This is a genomic window from Acinetobacter sp. V91_7 (assembly GCF_031799075.1).
GTDB classification, from domain to species: Bacteria; Pseudomonadota; Gammaproteobacteria; order Pseudomonadales; family Moraxellaceae; genus Acinetobacter; species Acinetobacter calcoaceticus.
Genome location: NZ_JAVQNT010000043.1, coordinates 426076 through 445067, shown reverse-complemented (window position 1 = coordinate 445067; position 18992 = coordinate 426076). Strand labels below are relative to the sequence as shown.

Here is an 18992-nt window from a genome sequence, read left to right as displayed (position 1 = left end):
CCTGTGATAAACACAGGTTTTGATGACGATAAAAGAACTTATTTCTGTAAGTTCTTTTTGTCTAGACTTGGATCTTTTATTTCTACATATGCATTTGCACGTACTTCACGCAACCAGCTATCGATTTCAGTGTTAAATTGGCGTTCACCTAAAATTTGACGTGCCATGCGCTCTTGATATTCGTGAGTCATATCTTTTTCACGTTTTTCAGTTACTTGTAAGATATGCCAACCGAATTGAGTCTGGAATGGTTCGCTGATTTCACCTACAGGAATTTCCTGCATTTTCTTATCAAATTCAGGCACCATCATACCAGGAGTTACCCAGCCTAAGCTACCGCCATCGCGCGCTGAACCCGTATCATTAGAATAGGTAGCTGCAAGTGTTGCAAAATCATCGCCAGCTTTTAAGCGTTTATAGATGTTGTCAATAATTTGCTTGGCATTTTCAAGGCTGACCACTTCAGATGGTTGAATGAGAATGTGGCGAGTTTGAAATTGAGGTACTAAAGCTTTTTGCTCATTTTGTTTGCGCTCAATAAGCTTTAAAACATGTACACCATCACGTACTGAAATTAAGTCGGTTGTTTGGCCGTCTTGTAATGGAGTAATACGTGCTGCAAGTTCAGCAGGAATGTCTGAAAGTGGACGGAACCCCATGTCAGCACCATCAACTTTTACATTTGCAGTTGAAAGTTTTTTCAATGCGTTTATATCATTACTTTGTGCAAGCTTTGAACGTACTTCTTGAGCCACAGATTGAACTTCCTGTGGATTATCACCGGCAATACGCATATGGATTACATGTGCTTGGTTGCCTAAAGCAGCTTGTCCCTGAGGTGATTTTAAAAAGTTTTCTACATCTTGATCACTAATTTTAATACGAGACATGACTTGTTGTTGGCGCAAACGACTAATTGCTAAATCTTCAGCGATTCGACCGCGTAAACTTTCATAAGTCCCTGGTGCCATAGCATCTAACTTTTGCTGGAAGGCTTCTAAACTTTTAGTTCCAGATTGACTTGCTACTTTTAATACAGCTTCATTTAAGCTTTTTTCATCAGGTTTGATACCATATTTCTTAACTTGCTCAAGTTGTGCCTGACGCAAGATTAATTGATCTAACACCTGAAATTGTAAATATTGCTGAGGTGGAACCTCTTTTTTTTGTGCTTGTAGTTCGTGAGCAGCTTCTGCCATCCCTTGTTGAAGATCGCTTTTTAAAATTACGCTATTGTCCACAATTGCCACAACTTCATCAGCGGGTTGGGCAAAACTATGCATTGATGAAGAGATTAGGGCAGCAAGGGTAGTTGCTTTAAAAAACTGTTTAAGATGCTTTGTCTTCATTAACGTTGTGTCCAAGATTGATTAATTTTGTTAAAACCTAAAACGCGATTTTCAAGTAAAGACGCGAGTTTATTGTTTAAACCACCTAAACCTTTTAGTGTAATTTCGGCCATAATGGCACGTTTTTCACTAACATCTGGAGATTTTGGATCATCTAGGTCGTTGTAGTATGAGCGGCCATAGACTGAAATACCCCAGCAACATGATTCATAGTTAACGCCTAATAAAAGTTCACGCGCAACATCGTTATCCATGTCGTATTGTACGTGGCCCATAATACGCCAATTGTCTTTAATTGGTTGTATAAACGATGCAACAACCTGATCGTAGGTATCTTGACGGCCAGCAATATCTTTACGATAGAAATAGCCTAAGTTATATAGATTTCCTTTATCTCCAGTATAATAAACCTGAAAATCACGCTGAGCGTTGTCACCATTCGACATCCATGCTGAGTTGGCTGCGATAGTGAAGTTTTGATTTAACTGGCTTGTTAAACTTACAACCGGACCAGTATTGCGTTCGGTATCAATCTCGTCTTGTTGCTTTAATGTCACACGACGATCTTCAAAATAATAACTTTGACCAACACTTGCACGTAAACGTTCTAAGCCTACTGTGTCAAAAAGACTGTAGCTTACGCCAAGTGATAGAAAGTTGTTGTCTTCAAGACGGTCATGTCCGTAGAAGCGGTAAGGGTTAAATAATTGATCGTAACTTACTGATGCTGAAGTTGAGTCAAAGTTTGGATAGTTGTCTTGGTTTTTGTATGGAGCATATGCATAAAATGCACGAGGGGTAAGCGTTTGTAAGTACTTGCCCTCACGTTCAAAATTCAGTCCAGTATCTAACGTAAATTGAGGTACAACTACTGATTTATTTTCAGAACCGCCATCTAGACCTTGAGATGCGATACTGTCTTTATCATAGAATGTTTGAATAGAACGTACGGAAACTTCGGGGATCACAAATGCTGCTGGTGTGCGATAGTTGTAGCGTGTTGCAAACTGGTTGTAGATACGTGTACCACTACTTTCCTGAGCAGAATCATCAGTAATTGATTTCTTGAAGTATGCAGTATCATTATTGAATTCGTATTGTAAGCCTAATGGATTGCCTGTGACATAATTCAATAAGAATTGTGGTAAACGCGCATAAGGCTTATCGACATCCGCAATTTCCGGATCAAGTGTCTGGAAATCTTCGACTTTAAGTTGAGCTTTTAAACCCGGAATACCATGTTGATAGTTAAGTTCCCATGCTCTACGTAAGTTTAGGTCTGTTTTAGAGTTAGGGCTGCTATCTAAATCTGAAAAATAGTCTTTATCTGAAGCGTAGTTATATTCAAGATTAGTTGACCATTGATCGTTGATATCCCAGTTATGTAAGAAATGGAAATCTTTACGATCTTTATCATCGTATTCTTTGTCAGATGGCAACATGCCACCCCACATTTCACCCGCACCAAAACCATCGGTTAAATATCTAAAGTCACCTTTTAGCATTGCACCGCGGTCTGCTAAATAACGCGGAGTCAGTGTTAGATCATAGTTAGGTGCAAGGTTTAAATAAACTGGAACAGAAAGCTCAATACCACCATCGTTTGAGAAACCAAACTGTGGGTTGAGAATACCTGTAGTTCGGCGATCATCAATCGGGAAGTTAAAGTAAGGAACTGCTAGAACAGGAACGTCTTTAACATACAGTTTTGTCCCGCGAGTTACACCACGCCCAGTTTCTTGATTTAACTCAATTTTATTTGCCTGAATTTTCCAACCCGGTTTTTGGCCTGGCGGGCAAGTCGTATAGGTTGCATCGTTAAGAACCATAACATTTGGTGATGTTCTTTCGATTTTTCCTGCATGACCATGGGCATGTTGTTGTTCAGAAATATAAAAACTGTTGTCTAAATTACCAGTCTGATTTTTTAGGTTGTAATTAATTTCGTCACTCTGTGAAAGTAACCCGCCTTGAGCGAGTTGTACTCGGCCTTGTGCATGTGCAAAGGTTTGGGTCTTATCAATCGTAACCTTGTCAGCACGAACTGTGCGTCCTTCCTGATCAATAACCACGTCGCCTTCTAAAACAGAGTCACCGGCAGGATTATAATGTCCATAATTTGCCGTAACGACAGAAGTCGTTTTGTCGGCATCTAGTGCTTTGGTATTCGGGTTAATCGGTGTAACCCATGTACCCTGGCAAAATGCCGAGCTTAAATATTTATTGTCACGAAGCTGTGCCTCAGGTGCCGATTTATCAACATAATACTGTTGAAAGAATTCTTGACCCGGGTAGGCTTCTTTGATGCTCGCTTTAAGTTGATTATTGTCTATATTGGAGACAACATCAGCTGACTCAGCATAACTTGATTGTATGGAGCCACATAAGAGCGTAAAAATAGCTGTCGCTAAAGGATTAAATTTAAACTGATGCTTCATTGTCTCATTAACCAAGTATGCTAATTCACAATTAATTATTGTCGCATCATAGAGAAAAAGTTTATAAGTGGCTACACTTAACCCTTCAAAAATCTCAGCTTGTTTTAGATTTTATTGCAAATGAATACACAACGTGAACAATTGATATATACATGGCTTACATCTGTTCTTGAAAATGATCAATTTAAGATCGCTTTTTTGGCAGGTGATGCAAGCTTCCGCCGTTATGCGCGTATCCAGTTACAAAATAAAACGTATATGCTCATGGATGCCCCTCCAGAAAAAGAAGACTGTGTTCCGTTTGTGACCATTGACGAATTTTTTGCAGGCCATGGGGTACGCGTCCCTCAGATCGTCGCGAAAGATTTAGCTCAAGGTTTTCTGTTATTGGAAGATTTTGGTGATGTGCTGTTGTCGACATTATTAAATGATGAAACAGTCGATAAATATTATGAACAAAGCTTTAAACAGCTGATTCATTTGCAGTCTGTGAATGGTCAGGAGCAGTTTCCAGCATATTCCTATGAGAAATTGTTAACTGAAATGAAGCTGTTGACTGACTGGATGCTGCCATCTTTGCAGATTACTCCGAATGCGAACCAGCAACAGGTAATTGATGATGCTTTCGATGTGTTAGCAAAAACTGCATTGGCTCAGCCGCAAGTGATTGTACATCGTGATTTTCACAGTCGTAATTTGATGAAGATTGCAAATGAACCCGAGCTTGGGGTTATTGATTTTCAGGATGCGGTGATTGGTGCAGATACTTATGATCTAATCTCGATTACTCGTGATGCTTATGTTCAGTGGAATGCAGAGCGTGTGTATCAATGGTTTAAAGTCTTTTATGACTTATTACCTGATTCTGCCAAACAGAACCGCAGTTTTGAACAGTTCAAACGTGATGCAGATTTAATGGCTATTCAGCGTCATATTAAAATTCTGGGCATTTTTGTGCGTCTGTTTGAGCGCGATGGTAAATCAGGTTATTTAAAAGATTTACCACGTGTAATGTGGTATTTGATCGAAGAAAGCCGTGGTTATTCTGAACTTGATGAGTTTATGTTATTCATAAATGACATAGTTATGCCGAAGTTTATCGAGAAATATGGTAACTACGAGGTAGCAGCATAATGAAAGCAATGATTCTTGCTGCTGGTTTGGGTAATCGTATGCGTCCACTTACGCTATATACACCAAAGCCTTTGCTTGAGGTAGGTGGTAAGGCGCTTATTGTGTGGCATATTGAAAAACTTAAGAAAATTGGTGTGACCGAAATTGTCATCAATTCTGCATGGTTGGCCGATAAACTCATCAGCAGCTTAGGCGATGGCTCTCAATTTGGTGTTGATATCCGTTGGACACGAGAGGATGAAGGGCTAGAAACAGCTGGTGGAATTATTAATGCTTTGCCACTGCTTGGAACAGATCCGTTTATTCTGGTGAATGGAGATGTATGGACCACAATGGATTTTGAAGCCCTACGCCATATTAAGCTAAATGATGATTTAGCACATCTTGTGTTGGTTGATAATCCTAAACAGCATCCTGAAGGCGACTTTACATTGTTCGATGGACGCACTTTTACATTTGATCAAGATGTGACGGGTGAGAACCTCACTTTTAGTGGTGTGTCTGTTATCCATCCTAAGCTTTTTGATGGATTGGAACCTGGTAAGCGTCCTTTAGCTCCACTGTTGAAGCAAGCCATGCACAATCAAAAAATATCTGGTGAAAAGCTTAAAGGTGCATGGGTAGATGTGGGAACGCCTGAGCGTTTAATGGAGCTAGATTTGCAAATTCGTGAAGGCTTCTACGATTAACTGTGTAATCCCTAATCGTTAACTAGTGTTCCACGATGCATAAATGGGTATACTTTGTTTTAAATTTTACTTAGATGTTATCTGTTTATGCATCCGTTTTTTCAAGAGTTACAACAGGGTAGTCAAAAATTAGGTTTATCGCTTAGCGATGAAGCTTTGGCATTATTGTTAAAGTATCAAGATGCTTTGGTACTTTGGAATAAAGCATATAATCTGACAGCAATTCGTGATCCGAAAGAAATGTTAGTGAAGCATTTGTTGGATAGTCTAAGTATTTTAAATGACTTACCTGAAGGTAGACTGCTTGATGTGGGTACAGGTGGTGGTATGCCTGGCATGATTATTGCTCTTTGTCAGCCACAACGCCAATGTGTTCTTTTAGATTCTAATGGTAAAAAAATTCGTTTTTTGAAGCAATTTATTGCTGATCTTAAATTGAGTAACGTTGTGGCAGTGCAAACACGTGTTGAGAATCAAGATACAATTGATGAGCTTGGCCAGTTTGACGTCATAACAAGTCGAGCTTTTGCTTCTTTAACGGACTTTGTAGATGCGGCTCAGCCATACCTTCATCAGAGCAGTATAATCGCAGCGATGAAAGGTGTAGTGCCAGTTGAGGAAATTGAGCAGCTCAAGCAGGACTTTTCATGTAAAGTGATTGAACTGCGCGTACCAAGACTTGATGAACAACGTCATTTACTTTTACTTCAACGTATCTAAATAAAAAGTATTAAGGTTACCATGGCTCAAATTATTGCGATTGCAAACCAAAAGGGTGGTGTTGGTAAAACAACGACTGCAGTAAATCTTGCAGCGTCTCTAGCTGTATTAAAAAAACGTGTATTACTTGTAGATATGGACTCACAAGGTAATGCTACGATGGGGTCTGGTATTCAAAAGAACGATCTTTTGTATTCAATTACAGATGTTCTTCTTGGCGAAGTTCCAATTGAAACAGCCATTCAAAAAGCAGAAGTTGGATATAAAGTTCTAGGCTCTAATCGTGAGCTTTCAGGTGTAGAGCTTGCTATTGCAGAGCAAGAAGGTCGTGAATTCATTCTAAAGAATGCTTTGAATGAAATCAGAAACTCATTTGACTATATCATTGTGGATTGTGCTCCAAGCTTGAGCTTGATTACTGTCAATGCTTTGGCAGCTGTAGATAGTGTAATTATTCCAATGCAATGCGAATATTATGCGCTAGAGGGTTTAGCTGATTTAACTCAGACCATTGATCGTATTCAAAAAGCACTCAATCCCGATTTAGAGATTATTGGTGTACTGCGTACGATGTATGATGCACGAAATGCTTTAACACGTGATGTATCTGCAGAACTAGAGCAATATTTCGGCAAAAAACTTTATGATACTGTTGTTCCACGAAATGTTCGCTTAGCAGAAGCACCAGCACATGGTTTACCTGTTATCTATTTCGAAAAAAGTTCTAAAGGTGCAGTTGCATACTTAAATCTTGCGGCTGAGATGTTAAAGAGAAGTAAAGTGAAGAAAGGAAGTAAAGTATGAGCATCAAAAAACGCGGATTGGCTAAAGGACGTGGTTTAGATGCATTACTTGGTTCAATTCAAAAAGAAAAACTACAACTTGAAGCACAGGCGTTAGACCACGGACAGTTAAAACAAGTTGATGTGAATTTACTAAAACGTGGTGAATATCAACCACGTCGTTTTATTCATGAGCATGATTTACAAGAGTTGGCATCGTCTATTGAAAAACATGGGGTGATGCAGCCTATTGTCATCCGTCCAGTTGATGATGAAACTCATCCATTTGAAATCATTGCGGGTGAACGTCGTTGGCGTGCAGCACAAATTGCGGGCTTAACTGAAATTCCAGCAATTGTTCGAGATTTGAATGATCAGGTTGCGATTGCTTTAGCGTTAATTGAAAACATTCAGCGTCAAGATCTAAATCCAATTGATCAAGCAATCGCTTTACAGCGCTTTCATGATGAATTTGGTCTAAGTCATCAGGAAATTGCTGACACGGTAGGGAAAGCACGTACTACTGTGAGTAATTTATTGCGATTATTGAGTTTAGCTGATGACATTAAAGATTTTATGCAGCAAGGCCAGCTTGATATGGGGCATGCTCGAGCAATTTTGACATTGAAAGGTAAAGATCAATTAGAAGTTGCTAAAATTGTAATTGAGAAAGGATTGTCAGTTCGTCAAACAGAGCAATTGGTGCGTGATAGAAGTGAGCCTAAGCAGGAGAAAGAAAAAGCGCCTGTAGCACCAGATATTGAGCAATTGACACAAAAATTATCAGAGCGTTTTGGCGCTAATGTAAAAATTGATCATAACCAAAAAGGTAAGGGTAAACTTGTTATTCATTATCATACCTTGGATGAGTTAGATGGCATTTTAAATATTTGTTTGCCAGAATAATTTGCAGTTGGGTCATGTATTTCTAATTTTATATTCTTGGGGAAGAACATATGTGGGAACTTGTGAGAGCGGGTGGCTGGTTGATGCTGCCTTTAATTCTATGCTCGATTTTAACTGTTGCGATCAGTATTGAACGTTTTGTTCGGTTAAGACGTTCACAAGTTCTACCCGAAGCATTAAGCGGTAAGGGCTCTTTAAGAGCTGAAGATATCGTGGAAAGTTTAGAGCAAAATGTAGAAGCGCAAAGTAGCGCATTGGGACACATTTTAAAAGCAGGTTTTGAGCATCGCGAGCATGGTGAGCAATTTGCTCGTGCGCAAATGGAAGTAGCAGCTTCTCAAGAAATTTCTTATTTGGAAAAAAATATTAATTTTTTGGGTACTCTAAGTGCCGTAGCGCCGCTGCTAGGGTTGCTTGGTACTGTAGTGGGGATTATTGAGTCATTTCTTGTTATTGATTTTGGATCGGCTGGTAGTCCAAGTTTAATGATCCCTGGTATCTCTAAAGCACTCATTACCACGGCTGTGGGAATGTTAATTGCGATTCCTGCTTTAATTGCTTATCGCTACTTTCAAAGAGTAGTGCAAGATTATATTGCTGAATTAGAACAGCAATCGACGTTATTTCATGCCTCATTGTTCTATAAGCGTTCTTCGTCTGTAGCTGAACACCGCCGTGTTGGTTAGGAGGTGAAAGCCAGATGAAATTTAAACGTTCTCAGGTTGAAGACATTCATATCAATTTAACGCCTATGATTGACTGTTTGCTGTTCATTTTGGTCTTTTTATTGCTGTCGACCACTTTTAATCAGCCAAGTCGCATCAATCTAACATTACCAGATGCACAAGGTGTTCCACCAAAACAGTACGATCATAAAATTGAAGTCGTGGTAGACTCTGCTGGTCATTATGCTGTGAATGGTCAAGCACTTTCATCTAAAGAGGTTGCTGATCTGAGTACTGCGATTAAGCAAGTTGCTCAAGAGCACCGTGATTTTATGTTCATCATTGCTGCGGATGCCAAAGCATCTCATCAGGATGTAATTCGCGTTATGGATGTGGCAGGACAACTCGGTTTTGTTAACATCAATATTAGTACCAAAGTTCCTTCTAGAGGTTTTTCTGAGTGAATCAAGATTTTAAGGTTTATACGCGTCTCATAGCCTATTTAAAACCTTATTGGGGCGTGGCCTTATTAGTACTTATCGGGTTCGGTATTAACTCAGCAACAGAAGTTTCCGTTGCTAAATTGATTAAATTTATTATTGATGCAATCCAAAACAACAGTAGAGCTGATTTGGATTGGTTCCCGTTATTAATTATTTTATTAGTATTCTTTCGCGGCTTAGGCCTATTTATGGGCGGCTACTATACTGCGGTGATTTCACGCAGTTTGGTTTTTAGTATTCGCCAGGAAGTTTATGCGAAACTTTTAAAACTCCCAGCACAATATTACTTAGATAATTCATCTGGTCATATTACTGCCAAAATTATGTATAACGTTGAACAGCTTACGGCTGCTTCTTCTGAGTCATTGAGAACCATCGTTAGGGATGGGATGATTACTCTCGGATTATTAGGCTATCTGTTTTATACCAATTGGCGTCTTACTTTATGTATTTTTGTATTTTTACCTGTGATTGGCGTATTGGTACGTAAAGCTTCGAAACGAATGCGTAAACTTTCATTACAGGTACAAGATACTATGGGTGATGTGAACCACGTCGTCCAAGAAAGTATTAATGGTAATGCTGTGGTAAAAAGTTTTGCTGGTGAAGAATCTGAACAAAAACGTTTCTATAAGTCATCGGAAGAGAACTTAAAACGCGGCTTAAAAATGGTAATTGTACAAAACCTGAATAGTCCGGTTGTTCAGGTGGTAATGGCTTGTGCAATGGCCCTTATTGTATGGTTAGCTTTACGACCTCAGATTTTGGGTACTACAAGTGCTGGTGAATTTGTAGCTTACCTTACAGCAGCTGGCCTGTTAGCAAAACCAGTTAAAAGTTTGACTGATGTTAATGAAAAGTTACAACGTGGTTTAGCAGCAGCTCATTCTGTTTTTGAATTACTAGATTTACCTGAAGAGCAGAATAGTGGTCAACTGAAACCTAAATTAAATGGGGCAATTCGTTTTGATCATGTGACATTGAATTATGCTGATGGCGTAGCAGCTATTAAAGATTTTTCTTTAGATATCCGTCCAGGTCAAACTGTGGCATTGGTTGGTCGTTCAGGGGCGGGTAAAAGTTCATTAGTCAATATGTTGGTACGTTTTCAAGAAGTATCGAGTGGGCAAATTTATTTAGATGATTTGCCAATTAATGATATTGAACTTTCTTGTCTGCGTACACAAATTGCAATGGTAAATCAACAGGTTATATTGTTTAACCGTACTGTTCGTGAAAATATCGCATATGGTCAGTTGGAAGGTGCATCAGATGAAGAAATCTATGCTGCGGCCAAAGCAGCCTATGCACATGACTTCATTATGAATTTACCAAACGGTTATGACACTGTTTTAGGGGCACAAGGCCTAAACCTATCAGGTGGTCAACGTCAGCGAATTGCAATTGCTCGAGCAATTTTAAAGAATGCTCCAATTCTAATTTTAGATGAAGCTACAAGTGCTCTTGATAATGAATCTGAACATTTTATTCAGCAAGCATTTGATGAAGCAATGCAAGATCGAACAACAATTGTTATTGCTCATCGGTTGTCAACAATTGAAAATGCTGATCGTATTGTGGTGATGGATCACGGGGAAATTGTTGAGCAAGGTACTCATCAAGAGCTTCTTGAAAAACATGGTGCTTATTATCAATTACATCAGCGTAATTTTGAGGATAACTAAGCATGTCATTGGCCCAGCTGATCCAGAATGCATGGAATAAGCAATCGAGTTGGTTGATTGCTTTACGTCCATTATCTTGTTTGTATCGTGCTGGGTTTCTATTAAATCGTATTTTTTATACTGCGGGTTTAAAGAAAGTCTATAAAGCACCTGTACCTGTCATGGTGATTGGCAATATTACGGTGGGTGGCAGTGGAAAAACTCCATTATTAATACAACTGGTGAATTATCTACAACAGCATAATGTCAAAGTTGGGGTAATTAGTCGGGGGTATGGTGGTACTGGTCCTTTTCCAATGTTGGTTACTTCGGGTGCTCAAGCAACTCAGGTCGGAGATGAGCCTGCATTAATTGTTCAATCGACAAATGCACCAATGGCGGTGGGTCCTAATAGGCAGGCTGCAATAGAGCTCTTAATTGCATCAACACCACTAGATTTAATTATTAGTGATGATGGCTTACAGCATTGGGCTTTGGGACGACAAATCGAGTGGATTGTGCTCGATCAAAATCGCGGCTTAGGAAATCAAAAACTATTACCAGAAGGATATTTGAGAGAGCCAGTTGAGCGTTTAGAAACTGGAACAGTAATTGAACATGCGTATAAACCAGCTACAGAATTAAATATGCATCTCGATACAGGGCAGCCATATTTACTCAATCCATCCTCAATGGCCGAACACGATTTCAATCCTCAAAGTAACTATCATGCTGTAGTGGGTATTGGCTTTCCACAGCGTTTTTATCAAACACTTAAAGATTTAGGCCTGAAACAATTTCAAGAGCATGCATTTCGTGACCATCATGATTACTCAATCAATGATTTAATTTTTAATGATGAATTGCCACTTATTACAACTGAAAAAGATGCAGTTAAATTATTGCCATTGCTTGAAAAAAATCCGGAATTTAAACAGCCTATTTGGGTTGTTCCTGTTACAGCTATCCTGTCTATAGAGTGTTATCAGGTTTTAAAGCAGCAACTGCAGCAACTTGATATCCAATTATCTTAGGAAGAAAAAATGAAACACATCGTCATTCCAGCACGCTTCTCAAGTTCGCGTTTGCCAGGTAAACCATTGTTGCTTATTCATGACCGTCCTATGATTTTGCGTGTTGTGGATCAAGCAAAAAAAGTCGAGGGCTTTGATGATCTATGTGTGGCAACAGATGATGAGCGTATTGCTGAGATTTGCCGTGCAGATGGTGTGGACGTTGTGCTTACGAGTCCTGATCATCCGTCAGGAACAGACCGATTAAGCGAAGTTGCTCGTATTAAGGGGTGGGCAGCAGATGATATTATTGTGAATGTTCAGGGGGATGAACCTTTATTGCCAGCTCAACTTGTTCAACAAGTTGCAAAACTCTTGGTTGATAAACCAAATTGTTCAATGTCTACGTTGTGCGAGCCTATTCATACCTTAGATGAATTTCAGCGTAATAGTATTGTAAAAGTAGTCATGTCTAAGCAAAATGAAGCGTTATATTTTAGCCGGGCAACCATTCCGTACGACCGCGATGGGGCTGCGCAGGCAGAGCCAAGTTTACATAACCAAGCATTTCGCCATTTAGGTTTATATGCCTATCGAGTGAACTTATTACAAGAATATGTGACTTGGGATATGGGTAAGCTTGAAAAGTTAGAAAGTCTTGAACAATTACGTGTTTTAGAAAATGGACATCGCATTGCGATTGGTGTCGCTCAAGCAAATTTACCTCCTGGTGTAGACACTCAAGCTGATCTTGATCGCTTAAATAAAATGCCTGTCGAATCTTTTGAATAAGCGTTAATTTTTAATGAATCCGAATGTAACCTCAAAGGTTTATCCATGGCAAAAAACAACATGGGATATCTTAACAACAAGGTTTCCCAATATTGGACATGGCCTATTATTTTATGGCAAGCAAGGTTGTGGGAAACATGCTTTTGCTAAGCACTTTTTGGCATGGGTGCTTTGCCTTAATAAGCAGCCTCATGGCGCTTGTGGTGAGTGTAGCAGCTGTCAATGGTTAAAATCAGACACTCATCCCAATTATGTCCATATCACAACAGATGAAGAAAATAAAAAGCAGAATGCAAAAATAAAAATCGAAAAGATCCGAGATTTACTGCCTTTCGTGCAACAAACGGGAGAAGGCTGGCGCGTTATTCTTATTGAGCCTGCTGAAGCTCTTAACTTGGCATCATCGAATGCGCTACTAAAGACTTTAGAAGAACCCGGTGAACGTGTTGTTTTAATTTTATTGGCTGATCATTATCTTAAATTACCAGCCACTATTCGTAGCCGATTGCAGCATTTTGCTTTAGATCGTATTTCATATGAACAGGCTACTTCATATTTGGATGAGCATTTATCTGAACTTGCAGAAGTACAACCTGATTTATTACTTGGCCTATCTAATGATATGCCTTTGCAAGCAATAGAAATTGCAAAAAGTGATTGGTTTGCTAAACGACAGATTTTCTTAAATGACTGGCTAAAAATTGTAGCTCAAAAAAATATGCCTCTATTTTTCTCAGGAAAATGGCAAAAAGAATTAAGTTTTAATGATTTTATCGTACTTTTTGAATACTTGTTGGGAGATTTAATTTGTGTCAAGCTAAATCAGCCACAAAAAAATACTGATTTAGATTTTGATCAATTAATTCCATATTACGATTTAGAAAGCTTATTTAATATTTATAGTGAAGTACAACAAGCAAAAAAGCTTGTTGAGCAAAATGTACAAAGTCAACTTATTATAGATCAATTGTTTATAACGTTAATGAATATTTAAGGGGAAGATTATGCAACCGCAAATGGGGGGGATTATTCAGGTAAATATTCCTGATAGAGCTACTTTGCAAGCAAGCTATATGGGATATGTGCAAGGTGGAGGCCTATTTGTACCATCAAAACAAAAGGTAAAGATGGGACAAGAAATTTTCATTTTAGCTACTTTGCCTGAACAGTCTCAAAAAATTCCTCTCACTGGTAAGGTAATTTGGATATCACACAAGCAAAGTGGATTTAAACCTCAAGGTTTTGCTATTCAATTAAGTGGAGATAAGGGAATTTACTATAAAGCTGAGGCAGAAAGAGTCTTGGCTGGTAGTATGTCTCTAGATCGTCCAAGTTATACCATGTAATCAAATAGGATAGAAAAGTGTTTGTTGATACGCATTGCCATTTAACGATGTTAGATTTAACGCCTTATAACGGTGATCTGGACCTTGCGCTCGCTGCAGCGCGAGCAGAAGGAGTGTCTAAGTTTATGGCAATTTCTGTTGATCTTGATGACCATATTGCACTAGCAGAAATTGCAAATAGGCATGAAGACGTTGGTTATACGGTAGGTGTGCATCCTTGTGAAGATGTAGATACGATGGCACGTGCAACGACCGAGTACTTGATTGAATTAGCTCAGTCGGAAAAAGTATGGGCTCTGGGTGAAACTGGACTGGACTATTATCACAGTACAGATTTTATTGAAGAGCAAAAGGCATGTTTTGCAAGACATATCCAAGCTTCGAAAATTGTAAAAAAACCAGTCGTCGTTCATACGCGTTCAGCAAAGCATGATACGGTAGATATTATCCGTGCTGAACATTCCACGCATGGAATTCTGCATTGTTTTACTGAAGATTGGGAAACAGCTAAGGCTGTACTGGATTGTGGTTATTACATTTCTTTTTCAGGTATTGTGTCATTTAAAAATGCACAAGACTTGCGTGATGTAGCTAAACAAGTTCCGCTAGATCGACTTTTAATTGAAACAGATAGCCCTTATTTAGCCCCTGTTCCATACCGCGGTAAAACAAATGAACCAAAATATGTGCCTTATGTAGCCAAAGCGCTCAGTGATGTATATGATAAATCGGTTGAGGAAATTGCAATGATCACCTCACAAAATTTTGAGAACTTGCTAAAAGCGATTTAAGTTATAGAAACTATATAAGAGAGTAATTGCGTGAAGATGGATCGTCAGGCTCAGTTCCGAGCAAGAGAAGTATTAATATTTCAGGTTGCGGAGCAATTATTGCTAGAAAATGGCGAAGCCGGAATGACACTTGATGTCTTGGCTGCGGAGCTTGATTTAGCAAAAGGAACTTTGTACAAACACTTTCAAAGTAAAGATGAATTGTACATGCTATTGATTATTCGTAATGAACGTATGTTACTAGAAATGGTTCAAGATACTGAAAAGGCCTTTCCAGAACATTTGGCCTTTTTCATGTTGCATCATTTACATCATCCTGAGCGGACAGTTTTATTTCATCAAATTGAGGAAAAACTTTCGATTACAGCTCAAGGCGTACATCACCTTTTTAATGAACTTTATCAGGTGCGTAAACAGCGATTACGAATTATTATTCGCATGACAGATCACTATTTAGAATCTATTCAAAGCAATATGCCTACTCGAGATTATTTGGCATCTATTTGGTCATTAACTCATGGTGCAGCAGCTATTCTTAACTCAAGTTTTTACCAACGGTATTTAGGTTCAAGGGACACGTTAAGAGTGGCTTATATTGATCAGGCATTAGCCTTACCTAAACAAGCTGTTGAACAATATGCTTAATAGGTCGATATGAAATCTCCATCACCATCTAAATCACAAAAAGGTTTTACCCTCATTGAAGTGATGGTGGTGATTGTTATTATGACGATTATGACCTCTCTGGTTGTACTCAACATAGGTGGGGTTGACCAAAAGAAAGCGATGCAAGCAAGAGAGTTATTTTTGCTTGATGTACATAAAATTGGTAAAGAGTCACTTGATCAGTCTCGTGTTTTAGCTTTATCTACTCTGAGTGAAACTGACGTTTCTCCATTTTCTTATGAGCTGTATGAATACCACGATCAGAGTAAATTACAGGTCCAAGATTTAAAAAACCGTTGGCAGAAATACCCAGAATTTACTACGCGTCAATTGCCTAAACATGTATCGTTTACAGTACAACCTCTAGATGGTCAAACCTATTCAAAAGCTACGAATACAGATTTAGTTGGCGGGCAGGCTCCGCAGTTAATCTGGTTTGGAAATGGTGAAGCTAAAACAGTTAAAATACAGTTTTACTTTGAACAAAAACCAATTGGTTCAGAAATACAAATTGATCATTTGGGTAAAATAAATGAAATCTAAAGGCTTTACTCTATTAGAAGTAATGGTAGCTTTAGCAATTTTTGCGGTAGCTGCCGTCGCATTAACTAAAGTGGCCATGCAATATACCCAATCTACCTCAAATGCAATTCTTAGAACAAAAGCTCAGTTTGTGGCTATGAATGAAGTTGCCTTAATGGAGATAAATCAAGAATGGCTTCAAGGTACTCAAAGTAAGCAAGTTACTTCTCAAGGTGAAACCTGGCAGATTGATAAATCTGCTGAATCTACAGTCAGCCCGAATGTTCAGAAAGTAGATTTGCAAATTAGCTTATATGATTCTGATAAAGGGAAAGTTCAAAATGGTATTACCCACTTGGTATTTTTTAATTATCCAATGAAAGCAAAATAATGATAAAAAATAAATATCTTCGCTCTCAAAGGCCAGCTTCACATCTTGCGGCACGATCGGAGCAGATGATGAAGGGTTACTCCGAGCAAAGCTCTTCGTCTTGCGCTCAGACAAAGCGTTGCTTTAAAGACTTCCACACTCGAAACACAGTTTCTCGTCTTACGGCACGATCGAGCAGTGCTCGATTAACTCGTGCCTCAGGATTTACTTTAGTTGAGCTTTTAGTCGCAATTGCAATTTTTGCTGTTTTATCTTTGTTAGGTTGGAAGATTTTTGATTATTTATTAAAAGTCCGTGATCGTAATGCTCAACATGAAGTGCAGCTATTTGAATTACAAGATGCGTATCAACAAGTTTTGCGAGATACATTACAAATTATACCTTTATCGGCAAATCAAGGGGGACAGCTTCATCCAGCATTAGAACTTGATAACCAAGTACTCTATTTTAGTAAGGCTGGTGTTACTGATCCATTAAAACAAGGGTTATCACCTTTTGAGCGTATTGAATATCGATATGATCCTGATCAAAAAAAGCTTTATCGTCTTAAATATAGTAATTTAAATACTTCAAACCGAGAGCAACCTTTATCTAGTACTTTGTTGAGTCAAGTTGAACAGTTTCAAATTATGGTGTTAACGCCGCAAGAAGTGACAAAGTGGCCAGAAATTAATATTGATCCCACAAAGCCAGAAGAGTTTAGAAAACTACCGAAAGGAATAAAAATACAACTCACAGTTGCTGGTGTAAGTTATGAGTGGATTTATAGCTTAAACCAAGGGAATTTATCGCTCTCCAAACAAGGAGAAGCATAATGTTGCACTATAAAAAGAGCCAGCAAGGTGTAGCTTTGCTCACAATTTTGATTATGGTTGCATTGGCTACAATTTTAGCTGCCTCTATTGCAAAGCATCAAACCAATACGATGGAAAACACTGGTTATTTAATGCGTCAAAATCAGTCATTATTATATGCCAAAAGTGCAGAAGCTTTTTTTTCTGAGTTATTAATTCAAGATGCAAACAATGCGGGGGGGATTGATCATTTAAAGGAAACATGGGCACAGCCAATGCCACCTTTTCCAATAGAAGATGGATCTGTGTCGGGGCGTTTAATCGACGAGTCGGGGAAATTTAACTTAAACAATTTAACAACCAATGAAGGTAAGGTAAATGAAGCTGCCAAAAACTGGTTTGAGCGCTTACTTGTACGTGTAGGCTTGCCAGCAGAGTTAAGTCAAGCAGTTATCGATTGGCAAGATCCAGATGAAGAACCATCTGGACCTATGGGAGCAGAAAGTAGCTATTATGAAGGCCTTGATCCTAGCTATTTAGCTTCAAACGCTAAATTTCATCGCATTGAAGAGTTGAAATTAGTAAGAGGTTTTGATGGCAAGAAATATGATTTAATCGCACCGTATATTTCTGCATTACCTGAAAATACAAAAGTGAATATTAATACTGCTTCTCCATTAGTCTTAGCGAGTATTGATGAAAAATTAGATGTAGGGGCGGTAGAAAAAGAACTTCAAATGCGCCAACAAAATTTAAAATTCTTTCAAAATGTTGATGAATTATGGCAATTGAATGCTTTTTCAACAGTCGATACTCAAAAGAGAACTGAGGTGAATAGCCTGTTAGATGTAAAGTCGAGTTTTTTTCAAGCACAAATTGAGGTAGTGCTTAATAATAGAAAAAGACAATTTACAAGTGCACTCATGCGTAATGATAAGCAGGTTTATGTTTATTCTAGAAATATGTCACCATTTAACTAGTTGAAAAATTGTAATTTATTTGTTTGGGTCATATCCTTGAAAAGTCGTTTTTATGAATTTCTCTAATCGACATAATAGAATAAATATAAATTTTCCATATGCTTATCTTCAATATTTCTTCACAAGTCTTATCATACTTTTCGCTAATTGTTTCTAATTGAAAAGTGGTGCGAAGTTTTTGTCTTTTGCTTTATAATAATGTTCTTAGAAGGAATGATCGATTTGGCACATGTTAATTCGCAAGTTATTTAAGTTTGAAAATGCACATGTTGTACGTAACTGTACATCGGATCGTTGTAAGCGATCAATTCATGGACATAGCTATAAAGTCGAATTATTGCTTAAAGCTTCGAAATTAGATCATGGACAAATGGTTTATGATTTTGGGCTTTTAAAAGGGGTAATAAAAGACCTTATCGATAGCTTTGATCATGCAATCTGTTTTTGGGAAAAAGATGATTCTCAATATATTGATGCTTGTCAGACTTTTAGTGCTCGCTGGATTTCTTTACCGGTTTCACCCTCAGCTGAACAGTTCTCTCGTATTTTCTTTTATCTAGCTCAGCAAGTTTTGCAATCAACAATCACTCAAAATGGGGAAGGTGATGTTGAGGTTTATTCAGTTATTGTTCATGAGACCGATACTGGATATGCTCAAAGCTTTATTGAAGATATTCAAAACGAACAAATGGGTATCTTAAGTCTTGATGGAATTGTTTTTTCAGAACAAATTCAGATAGAGTGGGCAAATCCGCAAATGTATGAAGACTTGAAAAAAGGGATGAAATTTAATAATCCTCAAGTTGATTTGCAAGTCGAAGTGTAAATCGAATTACTCTATTTGTAG

Annotated in this window: 21 protein-coding genes; 19 read left to right on the top strand and 2 right to left on the bottom strand. The window is 38.3% G+C overall.

From position 1 onward, the window contains the following. Positions 1-38 precede the first annotated feature (38 nt). Together RMB03_RS16995 and RMB03_RS16990 are read right to left on the bottom strand one after the other, a co-directional pair. On the bottom strand, positions 39-1349 hold the full coding sequence (locus RMB03_RS16995) for a peptidylprolyl isomerase (protein WP_005041126.1): 1311 nt from the start codon (positions 1347-1349) through the stop codon (positions 39-41). Continuing rightward, positions 1349-3787 (bottom strand): LPS-assembly protein LptD, encoded by a 2439-nt coding sequence (locus tag RMB03_RS16990; protein WP_231763541.1) that lies wholly within the window; start codon positions 3785-3787, stop codon positions 1349-1351. Before RMB03_RS16990 ends, RMB03_RS16995 begins: the two co-directional genes overlap by 1 nt. 120 nt (positions 3788-3907) lie before the next feature. Between RMB03_RS16990 and RMB03_RS16985 the strand changes: the two genes are divergently transcribed. From RMB03_RS16985 to RMB03_RS16895, 19 genes are all read left to right on the top strand, one after another. Then, a complete protein-coding gene (locus RMB03_RS16985; protein WP_311077005.1) occupies positions 3908-4921 on the top strand; it encodes a phosphotransferase in 1014 nt (337 codons plus the stop codon). Continuing rightward, complete coding sequence (gene murU, locus RMB03_RS16980; RefSeq protein ID WP_017389492.1) at positions 4921-5610, top strand: N-acetylmuramate alpha-1-phosphate uridylyltransferase MurU; 690 nt, start codon at positions 4921-4923, stop codon at positions 5608-5610. The genes RMB03_RS16985 and murU overlap by 1 nt, the downstream gene beginning before the upstream one ends. 87 nt (positions 5611-5697) lie before the next feature. Further along, positions 5698-6330 carry a 16S rRNA (guanine(527)-N(7))-methyltransferase RsmG gene (gene rsmG / locus RMB03_RS16975; protein ID WP_003651451.1) on the top strand — a complete coding sequence of 211 codons (633 nt, stop codon included), beginning with the start codon at positions 5698-5700 and terminating at the stop codon, positions 6328-6330. A 21-nt stretch (positions 6331-6351) separates the two neighbouring features. Continuing rightward, positions 6352-7134, top strand: a complete 783-nt coding sequence (locus RMB03_RS16970) for a ParA family protein (RefSeq protein ID WP_003651453.1) — start codon at positions 6352-6354, stop codon at positions 7132-7134. Beyond that, on the top strand, positions 7131-8018 hold the full coding sequence (locus RMB03_RS16965; RefSeq protein WP_056479611.1) for a ParB/RepB/Spo0J family partition protein: 888 nt from the start codon (positions 7131-7133) through the stop codon (positions 8016-8018). The genes RMB03_RS16970 and RMB03_RS16965 overlap by 4 nt, the downstream gene beginning before the upstream one ends. Positions 8019-8068: 50 nt before the next feature. Next, positions 8069-8704, top strand: a complete 636-nt coding sequence (locus tag RMB03_RS16960; RefSeq protein WP_005041113.1) for a MotA/TolQ/ExbB proton channel family protein — start codon at positions 8069-8071, stop codon at positions 8702-8704. A 14-nt stretch (positions 8705-8718) separates the two neighbouring features. Then, the gene (locus tag RMB03_RS16955; RefSeq protein ID WP_004642621.1) at positions 8719-9147 is read left to right on the top strand and encodes a biopolymer transporter ExbD; all 429 of its coding nucleotides are present in this window, start codon (positions 8719-8721) and stop codon (positions 9145-9147) included. Further along, the gene (msbA, locus tag RMB03_RS16950) at positions 9144-10871 is read left to right on the top strand and encodes a lipid A export permease/ATP-binding protein MsbA (RefSeq protein WP_311077004.1); all 1728 of its coding nucleotides are present in this window, start codon (positions 9144-9146) and stop codon (positions 10869-10871) included. Before RMB03_RS16955 ends, msbA begins: the two co-directional genes overlap by 4 nt. A gap of 2 nt (positions 10872-10873) precedes the next feature. Beyond that, the gene (lpxK, locus tag RMB03_RS16945; protein ID WP_311077003.1) at positions 10874-11884 is read left to right on the top strand and encodes a tetraacyldisaccharide 4'-kinase; all 1011 of its coding nucleotides are present in this window, start codon (positions 10874-10876) and stop codon (positions 11882-11884) included. Positions 11885-11893: 9 nt separating this feature from the next. Then, the gene (gene kdsB, locus RMB03_RS16940) at positions 11894-12655 is read left to right on the top strand and encodes a 3-deoxy-manno-octulosonate cytidylyltransferase (protein ID WP_311077002.1); all 762 of its coding nucleotides are present in this window, start codon (positions 11894-11896) and stop codon (positions 12653-12655) included. A gap of 13 nt (positions 12656-12668) precedes the next feature. Further along, positions 12669-13649: a DNA polymerase III subunit delta' gene (locus RMB03_RS16935; protein WP_311077001.1), complete on the top strand. Its 981-nt coding sequence runs from the start codon at positions 12669-12671 to the stop codon at positions 13647-13649. Between the two features lie 10 nt (positions 13650-13659). Further along, complete coding sequence (locus tag RMB03_RS16930; RefSeq protein ID WP_003651467.1) at positions 13660-14001, top strand: PilZ domain-containing protein; 342 nt, start codon at positions 13660-13662, stop codon at positions 13999-14001. A 17-nt stretch (positions 14002-14018) separates the two neighbouring features. Next, a complete protein-coding gene (locus tag RMB03_RS16925) occupies positions 14019-14792 on the top strand; it encodes a TatD family hydrolase (protein ID WP_311077000.1) in 774 nt (257 codons plus the stop codon). Positions 14793-14828: 36 nt separating this feature from the next. Next, positions 14829-15437 carry a TetR/AcrR family transcriptional regulator gene (locus RMB03_RS16920; protein ID WP_004642629.1) on the top strand — a complete coding sequence of 203 codons (609 nt, stop codon included), beginning with the start codon at positions 14829-14831 and terminating at the stop codon, positions 15435-15437. 9 nt (positions 15438-15446) lie between these two features. Further along, the gene (locus tag RMB03_RS16915; RefSeq protein WP_004642630.1) at positions 15447-16001 is read left to right on the top strand and encodes a type II secretion system protein; all 555 of its coding nucleotides are present in this window, start codon (positions 15447-15449) and stop codon (positions 15999-16001) included. Beyond that, positions 15991-16371: a type II secretion system minor pseudopilin GspI gene (gene gspI / locus RMB03_RS16910; RefSeq protein ID WP_004792732.1), complete on the top strand. Its 381-nt coding sequence runs from the start codon at positions 15991-15993 to the stop codon at positions 16369-16371. Before RMB03_RS16915 ends, gspI begins: the two co-directional genes overlap by 11 nt. Next, positions 16371-17186, top strand: coding sequence for a type II secretion system minor pseudopilin GspJ (gspJ, locus tag RMB03_RS16905; RefSeq protein ID WP_311076999.1), 816 nt, complete (start codon positions 16371-16373; stop codon positions 17184-17186). The genes gspI and gspJ overlap by 1 nt, the downstream gene beginning before the upstream one ends. Next, positions 17186-18145 carry a type II secretion system minor pseudopilin GspK gene (gspK, locus tag RMB03_RS16900; protein ID WP_311076998.1) on the top strand — a complete coding sequence of 320 codons (960 nt, stop codon included), beginning with the start codon at positions 17186-17188 and terminating at the stop codon, positions 18143-18145. Before gspJ ends, gspK begins: the two co-directional genes overlap by 1 nt. Positions 18146-18374: 229 nt before the next feature. Further along, the gene (locus tag RMB03_RS16895; RefSeq protein ID WP_003651480.1) at positions 18375-18971 is read left to right on the top strand and encodes a 6-carboxytetrahydropterin synthase; all 597 of its coding nucleotides are present in this window, start codon (positions 18375-18377) and stop codon (positions 18969-18971) included. Positions 18972-18992 lie beyond the last annotated feature (21 nt).